This window comes from Arthrobacter sp. YAF16 (assembly GCF_052113385.1).
Classification (GTDB): Bacteria; Actinomycetota; Actinomycetes; order Actinomycetales; family Micrococcaceae; genus Arthrobacter.
On the sequence record NZ_JBFRDC010000007.1, the window covers coordinates 13,280 to 33,403 of the forward strand.

Below are 20,124 nucleotides of genomic sequence, written 5' to 3' on the forward strand. Positions count from 1 at the left end.
GACGCAAGGCCGCCGTCGTGAGTTAGTGGAACTGGCCTTCTTCTGTGGATCCCACGAGGGCCAAAGTGGATGCGTTCGGGTTGAGCGCGGTGGCGATGTCGTCGAAGTAGCCGGTGCCGACTTCGCGCTGGTGCTTCGTGGCGGTGTAGCCGCGGGCTTCGGAGGCGAATTCCTTTTCCTGCAGCTCGACGTAGGCGCTCATGCCTTCCCGGGCGTAACCGTGGGCGAGGTCGAACATCGAGTAGTTCAGGGCGTGGAAGCCGGCCAGGGTGATGAACTGGAAGGTGAAGCCCATGGCGCCGAGTTCACGCTGGAACTTCGCAATCGTGGCGTCGTCGAGGTGCTTGCGCCAGTTGAACGACGGCGAGCAGTTGTACGAAAGCATCTGGTCCGGGAAATCGGCCTTGACCGATTCAGCGAACTTGCGGGCCAGCTCCAGGTCCGGGGTGCCGGTTTCCATCCAGATGAGGTCGGAGTACGGGGCGTAGGCCTTGGCCCGGGCGATGCAGGGTTCGATACCGTTGCGGACCTTGTAGAAGCCCTCGGCGGTCCGTTCGCCCGTGATGAATTCCTGGTCGCGCTCGTCGACGTCGGAGGTGATCAGGGTGGCTGCCTCGGCGTCGGTGCGGGCGATGACGACCGACGGTGTGCCGGCGACGTCGGCCGCGAGACGGGCGGCGTTCAGCGTCCGGACGTGCTGCTGGGTGGGGATCAGGACCTTGCCGCCAAGGTGGCCGCACTTCTTCTCCGAGGCGAGCTGGTCTTCCCAGTGCACGCCCGAAGCGCCGGCCTGGATCATCGACTTCATCAGTTCGTACGCGTTCAGCGGTCCGCCGAAGCCGGCTTCGGCGTCGGCCACGATCGGCACCATCCAGTCCTCGACGGTCTGGATGCCTTCGGAGAACTCGATCTGGTCAGCGCGGAGCAGGGCGTTGTTGATGCGGCGGACCACCGTGGGAACGGAGTTGGCCGGGTACAGGGACTGGTCCGGGTAGGTGTGGCCGGAATTGTTGGCGTCGGCGGCAACCTGCCAGCCGGAGAGGTAGATGGCGCGGAGGCCGGCCTTGACCTGCTGCACGGCCTGGTTGCCGGTCAGGGCGCCGAGGGCGTTGGTGTACTTGCCCTCCTTGTGCTCCTCCGTGAGCTGCTTCCACAGCTTCTCGGAGCCGCGGCGGGCCAGCGTGTGTTCTTCGGAGACGCGGCCGCGGAGGCGGACGACGTCGGACGCCGAGTAATCCCGAGTGACACCTTCCCAGCGCGGGTTGGCAGCCCACTCGAGCTCCAGGGCGGCGGCCTGCTCTGTTGTGTCCTGGCCGGCCGGCTGCTGGGTGGGCTCAAATGCTGCAGTCATCTTTGTCTCCTTGAGGGGTCCCGGCCCGCCAGTCTGCGTCTCTGCAAGTCCCGGCGGGTTGTTCCGAGGTAGTGAATCTTTCTGTGAGATCTACTTTTCTTTACTTTCAAGGGGGTTTCTAGGGGAAATCTATGGAAAGAAATGCACTTCTTCCCGTATTCTCAAGAAATGCATCCAAGCAGCTGGAACCGTCAGGCAGTACCGCCGTCCCACCCCGCCGAACCAGAGGTGGATGTCATCAGCATGGGCCGAAGGGTCCGGCACCTGCGCAAGGCGGCCGGGCTCACGCTCGATGACCTCAGCGCCACGGTCGGAACGGCCCCCAGCCAGCTGAGCCTGATCGAGAACGGCAAGCGTGAGCCCAAACTCGGCCTGCTCCAGCAGCTTGCTGCTGCGCTTGGCGTCAGCATCGACGAGCTGCTCGGCGCGGAACCGCCGAACCGGCGTGCGGCCCTGGAGATTGAGCTGGAGCGTTACCAGCGCAGCCCCATTTACGAGTCCCTGAAGCTGCCCAAGATCCGCATCAGTTCAAGGCTGCCGATGGACGTGCTGGAGTCCATGGTGGGGCTGCAGCATGAGCTGGAACGCCGCCTCAACGAGCAGGTCGCGACGCCGGAAGAGGCCCGGCGCGCCAACGGTGAACTGCGGGCCATGATGCGGGAGCGGAACAATTACTTCCCGGAATACGAGGCGGAGGCGCAGAAGGTGCTGGCGTCGGTGGGCCACACGTCCGGCCCGCTGTCCCACCATGTCATCGCCGACATCGCCGGGCACCTTGGCTTCAGCCTGCACCATGTGGGCGACCTGCCGCATTCCACCCGCTCGGTGACGGACCTCAAGAACCGCCGAATTTACCTCACGCAGAACGCCCGGAGCGACCACGACCCCCGTTCGGTGCTGCTGCAGGCCCTGGGCCACTACGTGCTGGGCCACCAGACGCCCACCAACTACGGCGACTTCCTGATGCAGCGCGTCGCCACCAACTACTTCGCCGCCGCGCTGCTGCTGCCGGAGCAGGCCACCGTGGAGTTCCTGCAGAAGGCCAAGGCGGCCAAGGAAATCGCGGTGGAGGACATTAGGGACGCGTTCGCCGTGTCCTACGAGACCGCGGCGCACCGCTTCACCAACCTCGCCACGCAGCACCTGGACCTGCGCACGCACTTCCAGAAGACGCACAAGAGCGGCATCATCTACAAGGCATACGAGAACGACGGCGTGACGTTCCCGCAGGACCACACCGGCGCCATCGAGGGCCAGCCCTCGTGCAAGAACTGGACCTCCCGGGTGGTGTTCGACGTGCCGGACAAGTTCAGCGCCTACAACCAGTACACCGACACCCCGGCCGGGACCTACTGGTGCACGGCCCGGACGGAGCGTTCCGCCAACGGGGAGTTCTCGCTCTCGGTGGGGGTGCCCTACGCGCAGGTCAAGTGGTTCCGCGGCCGCGACACCACGGAGCGCTCCAAGTCGACTTGCCCGGACGAGAGCTGCTGCAAGCGTCCGCCGGCCGCCCTCGCCTCCGAGTGGGCCGGCAACGCCTGGCCCTCGGCCCGCGCCCACTCGCACCTGCTTGCCGCGATGCCGCCCGGCGCCTTCCCGGGCGTGGACGAGACCGAGGTCTACTCCTTCCTGCAGGCGCACTCCGGGAACTGAGTTCGACGGGACCCGGCACGCTCCCTCAGGTCCGTCGGGCTCGGGGAGCGTTCGGTGGTTTGGTTGCCGAACCTGTGGGAGCGTTTTCTGGGCGTGGCTGACAGGCGCGCAGACTATATTGGCCAGTGTCAGCTCATCGATCCACCTCGCGGGAGCGTGCACCCATGGCCAAGGAACTTGCCACCCAGCTTGTCGAACAACTCCAGGCTGCCGGCGTGCAGCGGATTTACGGGATTGTTGGCGACAGCCTCAATCCGATCGTCGACGCCGTCCGGAAGACCGGCGGGGCCGCGAAGGGCGGGATCGACTGGATCCACGTCCGGCACGAGGAGGCCGCGGCGTTCGCCGCCGCGGCGGAAGCCCAGCTGACCGGCAAGCTCGCGGTCTGCGCGGGGTCCTGCGGCCCGGGCAACTTGCACCTGATCAACGGCCTGTACGACGCCAACCGCTCCGGCGCCCCGGTGCTCGCCATCGCCTCGCACATCCCGAGCAAACAGATCGGCAGCAGCTTCTTCCAGGAAACCCACCCGGACCGGCTCTTCAACGAGTGCTCGGTGTACTCCGAGCTCGTCAGCACGGCCGAGCAGGCGCCGCGGGTGATGCACAGCGCCATCCAGCACGCCGTCGCGCTCCGCGGCGTCGCCGTCGTGACCCTGCCTGGCGACATTGCCGGGCTGGAGGCGACCGCCGAAACCCCGGCGCCGGCAGCCTTCCGGCCGGCCGCCATGGTGCCGGACCCCGCCAGCGTGCGGGAACTGGCGGACGCCATCAACGACGCCGGTAAGGTCGCCATCTTCGCCGGGGCCGGCGTCGACGGCGCGCACGACGAGGTGATCGCGCTGGCCGAACTCCTCGCCGCGCCGATCGGTCACTCGCTGCGCGGCAAGGACTTCATGCAGTACGACAACCCCTACGACATCGGCATGACCGGGCTGCTCGGCTACGGCGCCGCGGCCGAGGGGATCGAGGACGCGGACCTGCTGATCCTGCTCGGCACCGACTTCCCCTACGACCAGTTCCTGCCCGGGACTCGGACGGCGCAGGTGGACCGGGCCGCGCAGAACCTGGGCCGGCGGACCGACGTCGACGTCGCCGTGCACGGCGACGTGCTTCCGACGCTGACTGCGCTGATGCCGTTGCTGAAGCCGAAGAAAAGCCGCCGCTTCCTTGACGCGATGCTCAAGAAGCACGACCGGCTGATGAACAAGGCCGTCGGGGCGTACACCCGCAGGGTCGAGAAGACCGAGCCGATCCACCCGGAGTACGCGGCCTCGCTGCTGGACCAGGTGGCGGCGGAGGATGCGGTCTTCACGGCGGACACGGGCATGTGCAACGTCTGGACCGCGCGGTATATCAACCCGCTGGGCACCCGGCGGCTGATCGGCTCGTACCTGCACGGCTCCATGGCCAACGCGCTGCCGCACGCCATCGGGGCCCAGCTCGCCTACCCCGGACGCCAGGTGGTTTCGGTCTCCGGCGACGGCGGGCTCTCGATGTTGCTGGGGGAGCTGATCACCGTCGCGGCGCACCGGCTTCCGGTCAACATGGTGGTCTTCAACAACTCCACCCTGGGCATGGTCAAGCTGGAGATGCTGGTGGACGGGCTGCCCGATTTCGGCGTCGACGTCCCGGACGCCAACTATGCGGAGGTTGCCCGCGCCCTGGGGTTCCACGCCGTCCGCGTCACGGATCCGTCCCGGATCGAGGCCGCCTACCGCGAGGCGTTCGCGCACCCCGGACCCTCGCTCGTGGAGCTGATCACCGATCCCAAGGCACTCTCGATCCCGCCGAAGATCAAGGGCGCACAGATCCTGGGCTTCGCCACGGCGATGTCCAAGGTGGTGCTGAACCGGGGAGCCGGCGAGGCCGTGAGCATGGCCCGAAGCAACCTGCGCAACATCCCGCGGCGCTGACGGGCCGTCGCGCACCCGTGGCCCGCCTCCATTTCGACGGTTCCGTGCGGGCTCGACGCTACGACGCATCGAGTGGGCGGGGAACCGTCGAAATGGCCAAGGGCTAGCGCGGGGCGGCCCCCGCTGGTTGACTGGCCGTAGGCGGATTCCCGCCGTTTTACGCGGTGGTACTGGCCTTGGGGGCGCGATGAAAAAGAAGATTCCGGCCCGCCTTATTGCTGCCGCGGCGGTCGTGGCGCTGGTCCTCTCGGCCTGTGCGGCCTCGCCGCCGGCGCTGTTGAAGGCCGACGGCGTCGAACGCGTTTCGGTGGACCGCGCCGCCTACCCGGCCGAGTTGGCTCAGCTCCGGGCGTCGGCGCGGAAACTGGGCGCCGCGCTTCTGGCGGACGGCGGGGAGGCCGGAAACGGCAACGTGGTCTCGTCCCCGGGCAGCCTGCTGATTGCCCTGGCCATGCTGCGGACAGGTGCGGCCGGGGCAACGGCCGCCGAGATGGACGAGGTCCTGGGCCTCCCCGCCCAGCACCGCGACGAAGCTTTGGATTCGCTGCTCTCTTCCCTGGAAGCCTTCGACGGCGACCCCGGCTCGGTGGACGAGAAGAATCCGCCCCGCCGGCCGGTCCTGCACACCGCCAACGGCCTGTTCGTGGACAAGGGCGTGTCCACCGGAGAGGGGTACCTGCGTTCCCTGGCCCGGTACTACGGCACCGGCGTGTACCCGGTGGACTTTCAGGATGAGGACACCACTAAGCCGGCAATCGACGCCTGGGTGAACAAGAACACCGGAGGCCGGATCCAGAAAGCGCCTGCGGAGTACAGCAAATACAACACCTTCAGCGTGCTCAACTCGGTGTACTTCGCGTCTGCCTGGAAGGTGCCCTTCGACCCGGCGGACACCGCAGACCGTCCCTTCACGACGGCGGCCGGCCGGCAGGTATCGGTACCCACCATGTCCGGCGTCCAGGATCTCCCCTTTGCCCAGGGAAACGGCTGGCAGGCCGTCGATCTTCCCTATGCCGAGGGCTTCGTGATGCGCCTGGTACTGCCGGATTCCGGAGCTCCCGGCACCGGGGTGCCATACCTTGCCGAGGCTGCGCGGGTCCTTGACGCTGCCACGTCGTCGCCGACCCAGCTCTACCTGCCGCGATCGGACCAGAAGAGCACTTTCGAGTTGCGCAAGGTCTTCGCCGACCTCGGCCTGCGGGAAACGCTCCAAACCGAGACTGACTTCAACTCGATCCAGCACGGGCTCAAAATCACGCAGGCCGGCCAGTCCGCTAACATCACCGTGGCGGAAAAGGGCACGATTGCCGCGGCCGTGACCCAGATCAACGCGGAGGCGGTGAGCGGCGCCGCCTTCACGCACACGATCCATTTCGACAGGCCGTTCTTCTACGAAATCGTCCACGTCGAAACCGGGCTGCCACTGTTCGAGGGCCGGGTGTCCGACCCCAGCCGATCATGAGACGCTCCCTCAGATTCTGCCGGCAAGTATCGAACGCTCCCGCAGCGCGTGAGGGAGCGTCCGGTGGGTAGTCGCCGGACCTGAGGGAGCGTCCTCCGGGCTAGCGCGGGCCGCCCTGCCAGAGTGCGTCGAACGGCGCGCCCGAGGCCACCCGGTTCCGGATCCCCGCAGTGACAAAGTCCTTCGCCTTGCGGGCGGCCTCCAGCGGCGTCGCGCCCTTGGCAAGCTCCGCGGTCACGGCGGCGGCCAGCGAACAGCCGGCGCCGGAAACGGCGACCTCGCCCACCTTCGGGGCGGAGAGAACCTCCATTGTCTCGCCGTCGTAGTAGACGTCGACGGCGTCGGGCCCGGCCAGGCGCACGCCGCCCTTGGCCAACACCGCGGCGCCGCTGAGTTCGTGGATGCGGACGGCCGCGGCCTTGAGCGAGTCGACGTCGGTGATCTCCAGCCCGGAGAGCGACTCGGCCTCAAAGTGGTTCGGTGTGACTAAGGTGGCCAGCGGCAGGATCTGTGCCTTGAGCGCCCGGTCGGTGTCCAGGGCGTGGCCCGGCTCCTGGCCCTTGCAGATCAGCACGGGGTCCAGCACCACGTTCCGGAACGCAGAGTCGGCCAGCGCCGACGCCACCGTGGAAATCGTCGCCGGGCTGCCCAACATGCCGATCTTTACCGTGTCCAGCACGGACGGCGCGCCGGACGCGGCGCCGTACGCCGCCGTCGTCGCCTCCAGCTGGTCGGAGATGACCTGCTGGTCCACCGCGACGAAGCGGTGGTTCCAGTTGTCTTTCGGGTCGAAGGACACGATGCAGGTCAGGTTCGCGATGCCGAAGACGCCGAGTTCCTGGAAGGTCTTCAGGTCCGCCTGCGCGCCGGCGCCGCCGGTGGCCTCGGAGCCGGCGATGGTCAGGGCGACGGCGGGGTAGGCGCTGGCGTCGGAGGTCACGTTGTCCACGGCGTAAGAAGTCATGGACCCATCCTGCCACTCGGGGAAAACGGGCCGCATTGTGCGTATGACCAATATGACCAAAACCCGAGTGTTCTGGATCACGGGAACTAAGGTGGCGGACGGTGTTGCTCTCTTGCGACGCCGGATCCAGGAAGGTTCATTGATGAGCACCCAACTGTCCGAAGCGGCCCAGACCCGAAAAGCCGTCGGCAACATCCTCAAAGGCTCGGCCGGCAACCTCGTCGAGTGGTACGACCTGTACGTCTACACAGTCTTCGCGGCTTACTTCCAGTCGCACTTCTTCAACTCCAAGGACGAGCTCCAGGCGGGCCTCGAGGCGATGGCCGTCTTCTCGACGTCGTTCCTGATGCGCCCGATCGGCGCCTGGTTCTTCGGCCGCTACGCGGACCGCAAGGGCCGCAAGGCCGCGCTGACGCTGAGCGTGACGATGATGTCCGCCGGTTCCTTCGCCATCGCCATCCTGCCCACGCAGCAGCAAATCGGCCTGTGGGCAATGATCCTGCTGGTCCTCATCCGCGTGATCCAGGGTTTCTCGGTGGGCGGCGAGTACGGCACCAGCGCCACCTACATGTCCGAGGCCGCCACCACCAAGCGCCGCGGCTTCTTCTCCAGCTTCCAGTACGTCACGCTGATCGGCGGCCAGATGCTGGCCCTGCTGGTCCTGGTCATCCTGCAGAACGTTATGCCCAAGGGCGACCTGGGCGAGTGGGGCTGGCGGATCCCGTTCGCGATCGGCGGCGTCGCGGCCCTCGTGGTGCTCTGGCTCCGGCGTTCCATGGAGGAGACCGTCTCGGCCGAACAGATCGAGGCCGCCAAGGCCCCCGCGGTGGCCGGTCAGGCGCAGCCGGGCACCATGAAGCTGCTGTTCACCAGCTACTGGAAGCCGCTGATGATCTGCATCGGCATCACGCTCGGCGGCACGGTGGCGTTCTACACGTACACGAACTTCATCCTGAAGTTCATGAATGACACCTCGGGCATCGCCAAGACCGACACCTCGGTGATCAACTTCTGGGCGCTGTTCATCTTCATGCTGCTCCAGCCGGTCTACGGCATCATCTCGGACAAGGTGGGCCGCAAGCCGCTCCTGCTCTGGTTCGGCATCACCGGCGTCCTCTTCACGTGGCCGCTGCTTTCCGCCCTGGCCGGCACCAAGGATCCGCTCACGGCGTTCCTGCTGATGATGGGCGGCCTGCTGATCGTGGGCGGGTACACGTCCATCAACGCCCTGGTGAAGGCCGAGCTGTTCCCCGCGTCCATCCGCGCCCTCGGCGTCGGGCTGGGCTACGCGATCGCCAACTCGCTCTTCGGCGGCACCGTCCCGCTGATCGGCGCGGCGCTGCAGAAGGCCGGCCAGGAAGAACTGTTCTTCACCTACGTCACAGTGGCCATCGCCATCTCGCTGCTGGTCTACATCTTCGCGCTGAAGAACAAGAAGTCCACGCACCTGGACCACGAACAGGGCCACGCCTGGGAGCCCGCGGCTGCCCGTGAGGACGACGGCAAGGATCTCGTGGACGCCTCGCGCCGCTAGGGTTCCGAACGCTACCCTGGCGCCGTTTCGACGGTTCCCTGCCGATTCGACGCTACGCAGCGTCTTGTCCGCAGGGACCGTCGAAACGGCGCACCGCGGACGACGGCGGGCTGCCGGCTTCTGGACTTCGGTCCGGACCCGGCGGCCCGCCGTCGTCGTTAACGTCGGCGCTGCGACTGCGGGGGCGGCCGCCGGGGGTGCGGCGGGCAGGTGCGAGAATGGAGGCGGTTCCGGGCCCCGTGCCGCAGGAACCCCCAGTGCTAATACAGCCGGCCGACCCGCCCGTTCACGCGAACCGGGCCGCCGAGCGAACCACTACGAATGGAACGCCCATGACTTCCGCCAAGACCTTTCCGGCTGCCGCCCCGCCGAAGTTCGCCTCGATCGGTTCCCCATACTTCGGCATCATGCTGGCCGTCATGGCCGTGGTGCTGATCCTGTCCAACATCGGCGCCTCCAAGGGCGTGGCGATCGGCCCGATCATCACCGACGGCGGGTTCTTCCTCTTCCCGCTGGCCTACATCCTGGGCGATGTCATCAGCGAGGTCTACGGCTTCAAAGTGGCGCGCAAGGCGATCATCACCAGCTTCGCACTGTCAGCTTTCGCGTCCCTGTGCTACTGGGTCATCATCGCGCTGCCCGGCTTCGATGACGAGTATGGGGCCGCCAAGCAGTCCGCGCTGGAAGGCGCCCTGGGCCCGGTCCCGCAGATCGTGCTCGCCTCCCTGCTGGCCTTTTTCGCCGGCCAGACGATCAATTCCTGGATCCTGGTAAGGATGAAGGCCCGGACGGGGGAGAAGTCCCTGTGGGCCCGCATCATGGGGTCCTCCGTGGCCGGCGAGTTCGTGGACACGCTGATCTTCTGCAGCATCGCTGCCTCCGTGATTGGAATTACCGACGCAGCGATGTTCGTGAACTACGTCCTCGTTGGATTCCTCTACAAGACTTTCGTGGAGTTCGCCTTCGTGCCGCTGACCACGCTCGCCATTGGCTGGGTGAAGAAGCGCGAACCCAGCTACGGTACTGTCTAGCTCCGCCCGCAACATCCCCCGTTTCGACGGTCGCCAGCCCACTCGACGCTGAGAAGCGTCTAGCCGGCAGCGGACCGTCGAAACGGCGCGGAATCAGCCCCGGGCGCCGCGGTTCAGCGCCCGCAGGACCCGGTATTTGAACTCCACCTCGTTGAACAGGTGCTTCCACTCGATTCGGAGGAACGTCCAGCCCTGCTCCGTCAGCGCCTTCTCGCGCTGCCGCTCCGCGAATAGGACCTCTCCGGTGGGCCGGTAGTCGAAGTACTTGCTCTTGTCGTCGAACTCGAGGGCAACCTTGCGCTCGGGCCAGGCTAGGTCCAGCCGGTATTCCCCGAGCGGCGTCAGAACGCTGTACTGCAGCTCGGGCGGCGCAATCCCGAGCCGGTGCAGCAGCTCCCTCGTCAGGCTCTCTCCGGCTGATTCGGAGCGAGGATCGGCCAACTCGAGGGCCCGGCGCAGCGCCAACACTCCGTTACGCCCGGCTAGGGCACCACACTGGGCGCGGATCATGCCGAGATCCGCCCCCAGGCGGGCCGCATGATCGATCAGGATCACAGCCTGCGGCACGGTGAACATCAGGCAGCAATCCACGACCGTGCGTTCCAGGGACGTGCACGGCAATCCGTCCACGAAGCACATCTCGCGGCTTGTCACCCGCCTGGTGTGGGCGACGACGTCGCGCCCGTGCGAAATCCGCGAGGGGCAGCCGTTCTGCGTCAGGTGCACGCGGTAATCGACCCTCCACAGCTGGAGTTCATGGAGGCTGGCACCTGAGATGTGGCTGTACACGAAGCCTCCCGCCGACGTCGTCAGCGTTCCGAGCACATGCGCCGAAATCAGCTGCCGACGTCGGGCCGGGGCATCAAGGCCCCGCCACCACTGCCCGCGGGCGTAGCAGCCACGGCGCAGCCGGACGAGGGTTCCGTCCCGGACGTGCCTGGCAATGGCCCGGGAATTTCGTCCGGATGCCAAAAGCTGGTCCGTGCGCCAGAGGGTCCCGTCATCGGGAAGTTTGGTGGGCATGGGACCAGCTTTGGCCAACCGCCCGGCTCGCTCCAGAGCGCCGTGGGGGTATGTGGACAATGCCGTTTCGACGGTTCCCTGCGGTAAGGCTGCTTGGTTACATCGAACACGCAGGGAACCATCGAAACGGCCAGGACCATCGAAACGGCGAAGGCCGGGCGGTCCGTCAGGCCTTGAGCGTCCCGTCGAGGAGCTCGCGAAGCTCGCGGAAATGCCGTTCGGTGGCCTCCGGGTGGAACGCAGAGGTGTCCGCCATCGAATAGCCGTGGGGTGCCCCCGCGTAGACCTCGTTGGCAGCCTTCAGGCCCGCCGCGTCCAGGGCCGCACCGAGACGGGCAACGGCGTCGGTATCCATGCTCCGATCATGATCGGCGTGGCCGAAGACGAACCGGGCACGGGCGTTGCCGAGTCCCAGGTGGGGGCTGTCGGGCTCGTCGGTCGCCAGGCCGCCGCCGTGGAAGCCGCCGCAGGCAGCCACAGCGTCCGGGTGTGCGGTGGCGGTGCGGACAGCAAGCCGGGCGCCCATGCAGTAGCCGGTGACGCCGACCGGGCCGGGGGCGACGCCGTCCAGACCGCCCAAGGCCGCCAGCCACGCGTCGATGTCCGGCAGGGCTTTGTCCGTGGTGAGGCGGCCGACCCGCGGGAAGGCGGCCGCGCCTGCCGCCTCCCGGCCTTCCGGCGTGGTCATGTCCAGGTCCGGGGCCAGCTCGGCAACCGTTCCTTCGCGGTAGAAGACGTTCGGAGCCAGGACGACGTAGCCCCAGTCGGCGATGCGCTGCGCCATGTCCTGGATGCGGGGGCGCAGGCCGAAGGCGTCCATGTACAGGATGACGCCCGGGAACGGGCCCTCACCGGTGGAGGGGCGGGCCACCAGGGCCTCGGCTGTGCCGTCTGCGGCGGGAATCTCGATAAACATCCGGCCAGCCTATCCGACGCCATTTAGACGGTTCCCTGCGCGTTCGACGTTTACCCGCGTCGAACGCGCGGGGAACCGTCGAAGCGGCCGAAGGAGAGACGGGGGCGCGGCCGGAGCGGGAGCCTAGGAGTAATACCGGCCCAGGGTCTCGGCCTTGAATTCGAAGAAGGTCCCGGCCTCGATGGCGAGGCGGGCGTCGTCGACCATTTTCACCACGAAGCGCTCGTTGTGGATCGAGATCAGGGTGGCCGAGACCATCTCCTTGGCCTTGAACAGGTGATGGATATAGGCCCGCGAGTAGTTCAGGCAGGCGTAGCAGTCGCAGCCTTCCTGCAGCGGACCAAAATCGCGTTTGTACATGGCGCCGGAGAGGTTGTACCGGCCGGTGGGGTGGTAGAACGCCGAGTTCCGGGCCACCCGGGTGGGGGAGACGCAGTCGAAGGTGTCCGCGCCGTTTTCGATCGCGGTGAAAATGTCGTCCGGCTCGGAGATGCCCAGCAGGTGCCGCGGCTTGTTCTCCGGCAGTTCCTCGTTGCACCAGCGCACGATCGTGCCCAGGTTTTCCTTCTCCAGCGCCCCGCCGATGCCGAAGCCGTCGAAGTTCATGGCGCCGAGGTCCCGGCAGGCCTTGCGGCGCAGGTCCTCGTACTGGGCGCCCTGGATCACGCCGAACAGCGCCTGGTAGGGTTTCCCGGCACGCTCGGAGGTGAGCCGGAAGTGCTCGGTGATGCAGCGTTCGGCCCAGCGGCGGGTGCGCTCCAGGGACTCCTCTTGGTAGCCGCGGGAGTTCTGCAGCGTGGTCAGCTCGTCGAAGGCGAACATGATGTCCGCGCCGATCTGGTGCTGGACGTTCATCGAGATCTCGGGGCTGAACCGGTGCCGGTCGCCGTTGAGGTGGCTCTTGAACCAGACGCCCTCCTCGTCCACGTGGGCCAGGCGTTCCTTGCCGGGCGCGACGGCGTCGTCCGGGCCGGAGTGGTCCACCGACTTCATGTCGATGACCTTCTTGAACCCGGACCCCAGGCTCATCACCTGGAAGCCGCCCGAGTCCGTGAACGTGGGTCCGCGCCAGTTCATGAAGGCGCCTAGCCCGCCGGCCTCGTCCAGGATGTCCGCGCCGGGCTGCAGGTACAGGTGGTAGGCGTTGGCCAGCACGGCCTGCGCGCCGAGATCGGCGACGGCCTCGGGCAGCACGGACTTCACCGTGGCCTTGGTTCCGACGGCGATGAACGCCGGCGTCTGGATCTCCCCGTGCGGGGTGGCGATGGTGCCGGTGCGGCCCAGGAATTCCCCGCCGTTCGCCGCCACCTGCGCGCCCGACGGCGCGCACGTTTCGCTCAAGCGCTTGCCCACCCGGAAGGAAAACTCGGATTGCCGGGCAGGCAGCGGGGCGGAGGGGGCGGGTTCAGGATTCGCTGGCACCGTTCAAGTGTGCCAGCTAACACCGCGGAACCCTTAGTGCAGCGGGTCCGATGTGGGGTAGTTCTCAGCGCGCCAGTTGTCCCAGTAGTTGCGGATGGCCTCCAGCTGGTGGGCGCCGAGCTCGTAGGTGGAGACGATCACCAGGGAGCCGCCGTCGGGCCGGACCTCGGGGATGGCGGGCTGGTCCGCCACGATGACGAGGCCGTCGCCGTGTTCGGCGTACCCGTGCACGGTCAGGCCCACCTGGTGGTTGCTCCGGAACCAGACCTTCCCGGCAATCTCCTCCCCGGTGGCCAGGGTCAGCGAGTACGGCTCGCCCGGCGCGGGCACATCGGCCAGGCCCAGCTTGTCGATCGCGGAGCCACCCGTCCCGGGCACCGAGAAGAAGAACGTCCGCCGTTTGCCGTGCGGGTGGCGCTCGAGGGCGAAACGGAGCTGGTGCAAAAAGGTCAGCCAGCCCTGGGTGATGTCCTCGTCCCAGGCCGCCCACTCCGAATTGTGGTCGATCGCCGCGCGCGTCACGCTGACCTCCGTGCCGGCGGGGACCGGTTTGAGGGTGAAGATGTCGCCGCCGTCGACGACGAGCGACGTGTGGTCCGCGCTCTCGACCACGTTGGGGCTGAAGTAGATCGCGTTGATCTCGGCGGCCTGGTCGTCGGCCTCCCAGCCGTGCCACTGGGCCACCTTCGCGGGTTCGCGCAGCATCGTCCAGACCTGCGGCGCGTCAGAGTTGATCACCACGCTGAGATTGTTCGTCATGGGGCTGAATTTACCCCGCCCGGCCCTGACCGGGTAGGGCCAAACGCCCACCGATCGGCGTCCCGGGCGGGCCGCGTTCCGCCGGTGCGCTCAGCCGCGGACGGACTCGAGTTCGTTGCTGATCCGGCGTTCTATTTCCGGGCCTCCGATGGTCTGCGAGCCGCCGTGCGCGCGCAGGAAGAGGAGCGCCTCGAGCCGCAGCAGCCGCCACTCCCGCTCCGCATCCGGGTTGGAGTTGTCGATGGCGCGGAAGATTTCCTTGTCGTACAGGTTTGGCTCGTTGAGTGAGCGCTGGCGCACCTTGGCGTTTATCCGCGACTTAAACGGGTCCGTCTCCATGGCGTCCGGCGCCCGCAGGAACTTCTCATAGACGGCCGCGCGTTCGTCTTCCCCGCGCTGGCGGCAAATGTAGCTGGCCAGCGCCAGAGACGCTTCCACCGACGCCCAGCGGCCCGGGTTCCCGTCGAAGGGCAACACGTTGAGCAGGTCCGCGACGGCGAGGGCGTTGTCGGCGTCCTTGAGCACGACGAACAGTTCATGCGCCAGATCGCTGAGGTCCTTGAGGCAGCTGCCGGACTTGGTGTTGATGCCCTTGGTGAGCCGGTCGCTAAGCAACAACACGCCCAGCGCATCGGGGTGCGCCTCGGCCGCGGCCTCCACTACGGACTCCGGAGTTCCCTCCGCGATCGGGATCAAGGCCAGGTCCGCCTCGCTCGGTCCACTGACGGCCGGCGGAACCACCGGCGGCGGCGGGACGGCGACGGCGGACGGCGACGTCGGGCTGCCGTCCTCCGCGGGACGGGGCGGGACCACCTGCAGTTCCGGGCCGGCGTCGTCCGGGGAGGGAGCGGCGGGTTCGCCGGAAGCGGTCTCCGGAGCATCGTCGTCCTGGCGGCCGGCGTCGTCCACAGGGGACAGCTCCGCGGCCTCGGTCGGGGCGTCCCGGACCCGGACCACGGAGCCGGCGGCGATCCGCAGCACTCCGCCCCCGGTGAGGGTGGCGCGGACGATGGCGGGGGAACCGAAATCGTCGTTGTCGACGTCCACACGCTGGATTTCGGCGGTGCGCGTGGCGTCGGGCAGGAGCAGCAGATCCCCGGTCTGCAGAGATCCCGCCTGCCGTTCGCTGTAGTTCAGTGAGGCTGTGGGGTGGGTCATCTGGAGTCCTTAACTTCTCTTTCGGTCCGCTCAACAGTCTACAAAGACCGGCGCGCGAAGTCGGGGACGCCGGGGCGGCCCGGTCGTCCCGGGGGAGGTCCAGCTGCTCCGGGCGGACTCCCTAGTGGCCGACGCCCGCGAACGCAAGTGCCTGGCGGATCAGGGCGCCGCGGCCGCCGCTGAACTCCAGCTGCACGTCCGAGCTCATCACTTCCTCCGGGGTCATCCAGGTCAGTTCCAGGGCGTCCTGCCGCGGAGAGCATTCGCCGGTGACGGGGATGATGTAGGCCAGGGCGACGGCGTGCTGCCGGTCGTCGGTGAAGCCGGTGTGGGACGGGGATGGGAAGTATTCGGCCACCGTGAAGGGGACCGGGCTGATCGGCAGCTGCGGGAAGGCGAGCGGGCCAAGGTCCTTTTCCATGTGGCGCAACAGGGCCGCCCGGATGGTCTCGCGGTACAGCACCCGGCCGGAAACCAGGGACCGGATCATGGTGCCGTCCTCGTCGGCCTGCAGCAGGGTGCCGACCTCGTTCACGAACCCGAGCGGGTCAAGCCGGACCGGAACGGCCTCGACGTAGACCATGGGAAGCCGGCCGCGGGCCTCGAAGAGGTCCTCGTCGGAAAGCCAGCCGGGATTGGGGTCGGGGGTGCGAACGTTCATGGTTAAGTTCTACCCCATCCGCGTTCCCCGGGCGTGGTCACCCTGTCTATTCGGACGCGGGGGCCGCGGCGATCCACAGGGCGTGGGGGTGGGCGGCACTGCCGTCCGCATCGGGGTTGCCCACGTGCAGCAGCGGCAGGGCGGCCTCCTCGACCGCCGCAACGTCATGCCCCGCCTCGGCGAGCCGCTCGCGCAGAGCGTCGAGGTCGCCGTCGTATTCGAAGGCCAGCCCGGCGCTCCCGGCGCCCGCCGCGGTTCCGGCAGCGGCGCCGACCATCAGGACGCCGCCGTTTTTCGCCGTGAACGCCTCCGTTTCGACGATGTCGGGGTCGGCGTAGCCGACACCGGGTGCGCCCGGCACCGGGCGGGGGCGGGCGCCGATGTCGCGCAGGGTCTGGGTCGCCGCCCGCGGATCCTGCGCGAACCAGACGCCGACGACGGCGAGACCCGGCTCCGCCTCCGCAGACGTGGACCAGGTGCCGTCGGACGCGCGCACGGCGGGATCTGCCAGGAAGCTGAACCCATCCGGCGAAGAGACCCGGCACGAGGAACCGTGGTCGGCGTCGATGAGCTCCGCGGTGGTGCCGCCGCCGGCCCCGGCTTCGTTGGTCTGGCGGGCAAATTCCGCCAGGTCGCCGACCTCGACGCCGAAGGAGGTGGTGCCGTCCTCCGCGGACCCCGCCTCGGCGAAGTGCAGTGCCAGGCGTCCCGCGCCGGCGTCGAACTCCCGCCAGGTGGGCTCGTCGGCGGTCTTGACCATGCCCAGGTCGGTCAGCAGCCGCTCCCACTGATCGAGCCGGGAGGTGAAATGGATGGGGCGGACACGCAGCATTGGTATCTCCCTGATGGTTCGGGGCCGGGAGCACAATGGTGCCATGGCTGCTGAGCTAAGGGAACTGCTGGTGAAAGACGCCGCCGAGTGGCGCGCGTGGCTGGAACAGCACCACGCGGAGAGCCCCGGGGTGTGGCTGGTGCTGCACAAGAAGGGCGGCTCGGTTACCGAACTGGACTACGAGGCCGCCCTGCAGGAGGCGCTGTGCTTTGGCTGGATCGACGGGCAGGGCAGGCGCCGGGATGCCGAGACGTCCTTCCAGCGGATGACCCGGCGTGGGCCGAAAAGCGTCTGGTCCGCGCGGAACGTGGAGCGCGTCGGGCGCCTCGAGGCGGCCGGCCGGATGGCGCCCGCCGGGCGCGCCGCCGTCGACAGCGCCAAGGCCGACGGACGCTGGGAGGCGGCCTATGCGGGCCAGGCCGCAGCCGAGGTGCCGGAGGACCTTGCCGCGGCGATCGCGGCGGACCCCCGGGCGCAGGCGATGTTTGAGGTCCTGACGTCGGTGAACCGGTTCGCGCTGATCTACCGGACCAACTCGGTCAAGCAGGCCGCCACCCGGGAGCGGAAGATCGCCGGCTTCGTGGACATGCTCGCACGCTTTGAAACGCCGTACCCGCAAAGCCGGCGGCCGGATCCCGGACCTTCAGAGACTTCCCGGTAACCGTCCGGGAGCCCGACAGCCTGGGGTGGGAAAATAGCCCAATGCCTACCACCCAAAGCGGGCCCTCGCGCGGCGCCGCCCCCACCCAGCGTTCGCAGCGCACGCTGTTCTTTGCCGCCGCAGGCCTGTTGGTGGCCGGCGAGGCCGTGTTCTGGCTCATGCTGGCCGCAGTCCAGACGGACTCGGGGCTCGCGTTGCTCGACGGCGGAGTCCATGACGCCCTGGTGGAGGACCGGTCGCCCCTCGCCACAGGAATCCTGGCTGCCGTCAGCACGGTCACCTCGCCAAGCTGGATGACGGTCATCGGGGGCCTGCTCGCGCTCGGCTGGGCGGTCTGGAAGCGCGAAATCTGGCGGCCGGCGTTGCTCCTCGGAGCCATGGCGGCCGCCTTCGGCGTGTCCACCCTGATCAAACACGAGGTCGCGCGCGGCAGGCCCTCGGCTACGGACTTCCTGATGGGCCCCGACGATGCCCTGTCCTTCCCCTCCGGGCACACCTTTGGTACCGGGGTCTTCCTGCTGGTGCTGGTGTACCTGCTGCTGGGCAGCGCCGGCGCCCGCACGGCGCGGCGTTCGACGGCGGTGCTGGCCTTCTCGGGGGCCGCCCTCGGCACGTTGCTGGTCGCGTTCAGCCGGCTCTACCTCGGCTACCACTGGCTGACGGACGTGGTCGCCTCGCTGGGCCTGGCGGTGGCCGTCACCGGCGTCGTGGTCCTGGTCGATGGCCTGCGCGGCGCCCGGACGGCGGACCCCCGGATGGCGGACCCGGACCAGGCGCCGGCCGCGCCGGCACTTCCGGCCTACCCGGCACTTCAGGCCGAGCCGGGTCTGCCGGCCCGGGCGGAGCAGAGGCCCTAGAACGCTACGCCGAGCGCCTGGGCGAGCACCACCGCGGAGGCTGAGGACCACGCCTGCGGGTGGCAGGAGGCCGGATACGGCACCGCGCGCCCCGACTCGGCCGCGGTGACGCCGGCGAAGAGCTCCGGGAGCCGGTGCCCGAACGACCCCGCGGCGCTCAGCAGGCCCTCGGCCAGCACCCGTGCCTCGGCGGTGAATCCCTCGCTGAGCAGGCCCCTGATCGCGATGGCGGTGTCGTGGCTCCAGACCGAGCCGCAGTGGTAGCTGAAGGGCCAGAATCCCGCCGCGCGCCGGGACAGGGTGTGCAGGCCGTAGCCGGAGAACAGCTCCGGGCTGAGCAGCCGGTCCGCCACGAGCCGCGCCTCCGCGGCGTCCAGGATCCCGGTGCCCAGCAGGTGGCCCATGTTGGAGCCCGGGATGTCCAGCGGTTCGCCGTGGCCGTCGAGCGCCATGGCGGGGAACCGGCCGCCGTCGTCCTGAACCCAAAAGCGCTCGCGGAAGTTGTGTTTCAGCGCCTCGGCGAAGTCGCGCAGCTCCTGGGCCCCGGGTTCGCCGTACGAGTCGAACAGTTCTGCCGTCCCCACGGCTGCCTGGTAGGCGTAGCCCTGCACCTCGGAGAGCGCGATCGGGCCGTCGGCCTGGCGGCCGTCGCGGAACTGCATGGCGTCCCGGGAGTCCTTCCAGCCCTGGTTGCTCAGACCGTGGCCGGAGGTGTCCTGGTAGCTGAGGAACCCGCCGTTGCCGGAGTCTGCACCGGCCATCCCGGCGGCCAGCAGCCACTGCGCGGCGCGGGCGGCGTTCGGCAGCAGGGCGCGGACCGCGGCGTCGTCGGTGCCGGCGCGGCCCAGTTCGCCGAGCAGGCACAGCCACAACGGGGTGGAGTCCACGGCGCCGAAGTACACCGGCGGCAGCCGCAGGGCCTGGCTTTCCAGCACCAGTTCCTTGGCCCGCAGTTCGTGCAGGATCTTGCCCGGCTCCTCGGCCGCTGCAGGGTCCGTTTTGGTGCCCTGGTAAGCGGCAAGGGCGCGCAGGGTCCCGGCGGCAAGGGCGGCGTCGAACGGCAGCAGCAGCCGGGCCGCCCAGAGCGAGTCCCGGCCGAACAGGGTGAAGTACCAGGGCGCCCCGGCGGCGAGGAACGGCGCCTCAGGGGCTTTCCGGGTGGCCAGCCGGAGCCCGTCGAGCTCGTCGAGGGCATTGTCCAGGAGCAGGCCGAGGTCCCCCTCCGGTTCGGTCCGGACCCGGCGGGCGGGCGGCGGCGCGGCCACCACGATGTCCTCGGTGTCGGCCAGCACGGCCTGCCACTCGGCTTCCAGCGGCCTGCCGCGGCCGGCGGTCCCGCGCCAGATCAGCCGTTCGCCGCGGGACACCCTGCCGGGCGCGGAAACGGTCAGGGTCTTGCCGCCCTCGCTCCAGCGCAGCGAGGAATCATCCGCCGCCGCGGGCTGCAAGGGTTCGCGGTAGCGGCCGAGCCGGATGGCGGCCATGTCGGTGAAGTCCGCAGCCAGCCGCACCTCAACCTCCGCGTCCAGGGCCTCCAGCGAGGTGCTCAGCCGCAGCGAGACGCGGACAGCGCCGGGCGTGACGGTCCAGGTCTGCACAAGTTCGACGGCGGGATCCTCGGTGGGGCCCTCGATGCCGCGCACGAGTCCGCGGACGCGGAGCACCCCGCCGGGGGAGGCCTCGACCGTGGCCGGTTCCGGGGCGAAGCCGTTGACGGTCACCTCGGCCCGACACAGCATCCGGGTGTCGCCATGCAAGAGCCCGGTGAACCAGTCGCCGGCGCCTGTGGCGGTGGCTGTACCTGCGGCGCTCTCGCCGGATGCATCGCCGGCCAGCCGGCCGTCGGCGTCGAGCCACAACTGGGTGGGGGCGGCCACGGAACAGTGCTGACGGTGGAGTGCTGGCTGAACAGTCATGCGCCCCAGCC

The 20,124-nt window shown here is 68.6% G+C and carries 17 protein-coding genes; 7 read left to right on the top strand and 10 right to left on the bottom strand.

The window, feature by feature from the left end:
• Window positions 1-22: 22 nt before the first annotated feature.
• Complete coding sequence (gene aceA / locus AB4Y91_RS13430; RefSeq protein WP_441418948.1) at window positions 23-1,351, bottom strand: isocitrate lyase; 1,329 nt, start codon at window positions 1,349-1,351, stop codon at window positions 23-25.
• 141 nt (window positions 1,352-1,492) lie between these two features.
• Here aceA and AB4Y91_RS13435 point away from each other — a divergent pair, with 141 nt between their 5' ends.
• The 3 genes from AB4Y91_RS13435 to AB4Y91_RS13445 all read left to right on the top strand — a co-directional run bounded on the left by AB4Y91_RS13435 (window position 1,493) and on the right by AB4Y91_RS13445 (window position 6,379).
• Window positions 1,493-3,004 carry a helix-turn-helix domain-containing protein gene (locus AB4Y91_RS13435; protein ID WP_441418949.1) on the top strand — a complete coding sequence of 504 codons (1,512 nt, stop codon included), beginning with the start codon at window positions 1,493-1,495 and terminating at the stop codon, window positions 3,002-3,004.
• Between the two features lie 164 nt (window positions 3,005-3,168).
• A complete protein-coding gene (locus AB4Y91_RS13440; RefSeq protein WP_441418950.1) occupies window positions 3,169-4,917 on the top strand; it encodes a pyruvate dehydrogenase in 1,749 nt (582 codons plus the stop codon).
• A 187-nt stretch (window positions 4,918-5,104) separates the two neighbouring features.
• The gene (locus AB4Y91_RS13445; RefSeq protein ID WP_441418951.1) at window positions 5,105-6,379 is read left to right on the top strand and encodes a serpin family protein; all 1,275 of its coding nucleotides are present in this window, start codon (window positions 5,105-5,107) and stop codon (window positions 6,377-6,379) included.
• A gap of 100 nt (window positions 6,380-6,479) precedes the next feature.
• Here AB4Y91_RS13445 and AB4Y91_RS13450 read toward each other — a convergent pair whose 3' ends face one another.
• The gene (locus tag AB4Y91_RS13450; RefSeq protein WP_441418952.1) at window positions 6,480-7,343 is read right to left on the bottom strand and encodes a hydroxymethylpyrimidine/phosphomethylpyrimidine kinase; all 864 of its coding nucleotides are present in this window, start codon (window positions 7,341-7,343) and stop codon (window positions 6,480-6,482) included.
• 142 nt (window positions 7,344-7,485) lie between these two features.
• Here AB4Y91_RS13450 and AB4Y91_RS13455 point away from each other — a divergent pair, with 142 nt between their 5' ends.
• Complete coding sequence (locus AB4Y91_RS13455; protein WP_441418953.1) at window positions 7,486-8,877, top strand: MFS transporter; 1,392 nt, start codon at window positions 7,486-7,488, stop codon at window positions 8,875-8,877.
• Between the two features lie 332 nt (window positions 8,878-9,209).
• Window positions 9,210-9,908 carry a queuosine precursor transporter gene (locus AB4Y91_RS13460; RefSeq protein ID WP_441418954.1) on the top strand — a complete coding sequence of 233 codons (699 nt, stop codon included), beginning with the start codon at window positions 9,210-9,212 and terminating at the stop codon, window positions 9,906-9,908.
• A 93-nt stretch (window positions 9,909-10,001) separates the two neighbouring features.
• On the opposite strand, the gene AB4Y91_RS13465 is transcribed toward AB4Y91_RS13460, so the two are convergent.
• From AB4Y91_RS13465 to AB4Y91_RS13495, 7 genes are all read right to left on the bottom strand, one after another.
• Window positions 10,002-10,931 carry a type IV toxin-antitoxin system AbiEi family antitoxin domain-containing protein gene (locus AB4Y91_RS13465; RefSeq protein WP_441418955.1) on the bottom strand — a complete coding sequence of 310 codons (930 nt, stop codon included), beginning with the start codon at window positions 10,929-10,931 and terminating at the stop codon, window positions 10,002-10,004.
• 166 nt (window positions 10,932-11,097) lie between these two features.
• Window positions 11,098-11,847, bottom strand: a complete 750-nt coding sequence (locus AB4Y91_RS13470; RefSeq protein ID WP_441418956.1) for a dienelactone hydrolase family protein — start codon at window positions 11,845-11,847, stop codon at window positions 11,098-11,100.
• 123 nt (window positions 11,848-11,970) lie between these two features.
• Window positions 11,971-13,269: a tRNA guanosine(34) transglycosylase Tgt gene (tgt, locus tag AB4Y91_RS13475; protein ID WP_441418957.1), complete on the bottom strand. Its 1,299-nt coding sequence runs from the start codon at window positions 13,267-13,269 to the stop codon at window positions 11,971-11,973.
• 33 nt (window positions 13,270-13,302) lie between these two features.
• Window positions 13,303-14,028, bottom strand: a complete 726-nt coding sequence (locus AB4Y91_RS13480) for an SRPBCC domain-containing protein (RefSeq protein WP_441418958.1) — start codon at window positions 14,026-14,028, stop codon at window positions 13,303-13,305.
• Window positions 14,029-14,118: 90 nt separating this feature from the next.
• The gene (locus tag AB4Y91_RS13485; RefSeq protein ID WP_441418959.1) at window positions 14,119-15,186 is read right to left on the bottom strand and encodes a DUF6707 family protein; all 1,068 of its coding nucleotides are present in this window, start codon (window positions 15,184-15,186) and stop codon (window positions 14,119-14,121) included.
• A gap of 121 nt (window positions 15,187-15,307) precedes the next feature.
• Entirely contained in the window at window positions 15,308-15,847 is a 540-nt protein-coding gene (locus tag AB4Y91_RS13490; RefSeq protein ID WP_175322253.1) for an NUDIX hydrolase family protein, read from the bottom strand.
• A gap of 46 nt (window positions 15,848-15,893) precedes the next feature.
• Entirely contained in the window at window positions 15,894-16,679 is a 786-nt protein-coding gene (locus tag AB4Y91_RS13495) for a VOC family protein (protein WP_441418960.1), read from the bottom strand.
• Between the two features lie 43 nt (window positions 16,680-16,722).
• Here AB4Y91_RS13495 and AB4Y91_RS13500 point away from each other — a divergent pair, with 43 nt between their 5' ends.
• Complete coding sequence (locus tag AB4Y91_RS13500; protein WP_441418961.1) at window positions 16,723-17,340, top strand: YdeI/OmpD-associated family protein; 618 nt, start codon at window positions 16,723-16,725, stop codon at window positions 17,338-17,340.
• Window positions 17,341-17,381: 41 nt separating this feature from the next.
• Window positions 17,382-18,197: a phosphatase PAP2 family protein gene (locus AB4Y91_RS13505; protein ID WP_441418962.1), complete on the top strand. Its 816-nt coding sequence runs from the start codon at window positions 17,382-17,384 to the stop codon at window positions 18,195-18,197.
• On the opposite strand, the gene AB4Y91_RS13510 is transcribed toward AB4Y91_RS13505, so the two are convergent.
• Window positions 18,194-20,113 (bottom strand): glycogen debranching N-terminal domain-containing protein, encoded by a 1,920-nt coding sequence (locus AB4Y91_RS13510; protein WP_441418963.1) that lies wholly within the window; start codon window positions 20,111-20,113, stop codon window positions 18,194-18,196. The genes AB4Y91_RS13505 and AB4Y91_RS13510 overlap by 4 nt on opposite strands.
• Between the last annotated feature and the right edge of the window lie 11 nt (window positions 20,114-20,124).